Here is a 1,982-nt window from a genome sequence, read left to right as displayed (position 1 = left end):
GCGCGGCGAGCCAGGGGGAGAGGCCGGAGGTGGTGGCGGAGTCCATGGCGCGCACCCTGCCACCCGGCTCCGACAACCTCGCGGGCCCTCGTCGGGGGCGCCACCGGGGGCAGCGTGCCGGGCCGGCCGCCGGGGTCGCTCGCGTAGACTCCGCGCCCGTGGCACTCACCATCGGAATCGTCGGTCTCCCCAACGTCGGCAAGTCGACCATGTTCAACGCGCTGACCAAGAACAACGTGCTCGCCGCGAACTACCCGTTCGCGACGATCGAGCCGAACGTGGGCGTGGTCCCGCTGCCGGACGAGCGTCTGGAGCGCCTCGCCGAGATCTTCGGATCGGCCCGCATCCTGCCGGCCACGGTGAGCTTCGTCGACATCGCCGGCATCGTGCGCGGCGCCTCCGAGGGTGAGGGCCTGGGCAACAAGTTCCTCGCCAACATCCGCGAGGCCGACGCCATCTGCCAGGTGGTCCGCGCCTTCGAGGACGACGACGTGCACCACGTGGACGGCCGCGTGGACCCCTCCGGTGACCTGGAGACCATCAACACCGAGCTGGTGCTGGCCGACCTGCAGACGCTGGAGAACGCGATCCCGCGCCTGGAGAAGGAGGTCAAGGGCAAGAAGACCGACAAGGAGGTCCTCGACACCGCCCTGGCCGCCCAGAAGGTGCTGGAGGGCGGCGACACGCTCTTCGCCAAGGGGGCCGCCGCAGGCGTGGACATGGACCTGGCCGCCCAGCTGGGCCTGCTCACCACCAAGCCGTTCATCTACGTGTTCAACGTGGACGAGAACCAGGTGACCGACGAGGACTTCCGCAGCCGCATGTCCGAGCTGGTGGCCCCGGCCGACGCGATCTTCCTCAACGCGCAGCTGGAGTCCGAGCTGGCCGAGCTCGACGCCGAGGAGGCGGCCGAGCTGCTGGAGAGCGTCGGCATCGACGAGCCGGGCCTGCACCAGCTGGCACGCAAGGGCTTCAACACCCTGGGCCTGCAGACCTACCTGACGGCCGGGCCCAAGGAGGCCCGTGCGTGGACGATCCACCAGGGCTGGACCGCCCCGCAGGCCGCCGGTGTGATCCACACGGACTTCGAGAAGGGCTTCATCAAGGCCGAGGTCGTGTCCTTCGAGGATCTCGACCAGTACGGTTCGATGAACGCCGCCAAGGAGGCCGGCCGCGTCCGCATGGAGGGCAAGGACTACGTCATGGCCGACGGTGACGTGGTGGAGTTCCGCTTCAACGTCTGATCCTCGACCGCCCGTCAGGCGGAGCGTGGCCCCTGGCGGTGCGCCGGCGCAGTTGACCCTCCCGTCGCTGGATGCCTCACCGTCGTGATGTCAGCAGGAGCTGACGACGTGACAGAAGGAGTCCGCCATGATGAGCATCGGCCAGTTCGCCTACAGCACCGGGTTGAGCGTGAAGACCCTCCGGTACTACGACGAGATCGGTCTGCTCCCGGCCGCAGAGGTCGACCCGTTCAACGGCTACCGCACCTACCGGGGATCGCAGTTGCGTGAGGCCACCCTGCTCCGGGTGCTGCGTGCCTCCGGCATGGGGGTCGATGAGATGAGGAAGGCCCTCACCCATCCACACGAGACCGATGGGTTGATCGCCCGGCGACGGGCCGAGCTGGCCGTTCAGCGGGAGCTCGAGGACTGGGCGCTGGGTGAGGTCCAGCGGTGGCAGAGCACCGATGCGAGCGTGGTGCAGACCCGCGACCGTGCGGCACAGCGCTGGGCTGGTGTCGCCGTGTCCCTCGACCTCAGGGCGGTGTCCGATGACGTGGAGGGGGAGGCGTCGGCCGCGGAGTGCATGGGGCGTCTGGAGGAGCTGTCAGCGCAGCTCCACGCCGAGCTCTCCTCCCGGGGCGTGGCTGGACCACTGGAGGGGGAGGGCCGTGCCTGGATCGAGCTTCGCAGCGACCCGGCCCGCGCGAGTGTGATCGAGGTCGTGTCCTGCATCGCCGTCCACGCCCCGGTGCAGCC

General features: G+C 69.5%; 2 protein-coding genes. Both read left to right on the top strand.

Translation table 11 applies throughout. The features are described from left to right. Nucleotides 1-158: 158 nt before the first annotated feature. The gene (ychF, locus tag HMPREF3099_RS06225) at nt 159-1,244 is read left to right on the top strand and encodes a redox-regulated ATPase YchF (RefSeq protein WP_070705197.1); all 1,086 of its coding nucleotides are present in this window, start codon (nt 159-161) and stop codon (nt 1,242-1,244) included. 127 nt (nt 1,245-1,371) lie between these two features. Further along, nucleotides 1,372-1,982: MerR family transcriptional regulator (locus HMPREF3099_RS06220; protein WP_070705196.1), on the top strand; the 611-nt coding region annotated here is incomplete at its 3' end.

This window comes from Kytococcus sp. HMSC28H12 (genome assembly GCF_001816045.1).
Lineage (GTDB): Bacteria > Actinomycetota > Actinomycetes > Actinomycetales > Dermatophilaceae > Kytococcus > Kytococcus schroeteri.
This window is presented reverse-complemented; position numbering and strand designations above follow the sequence as displayed.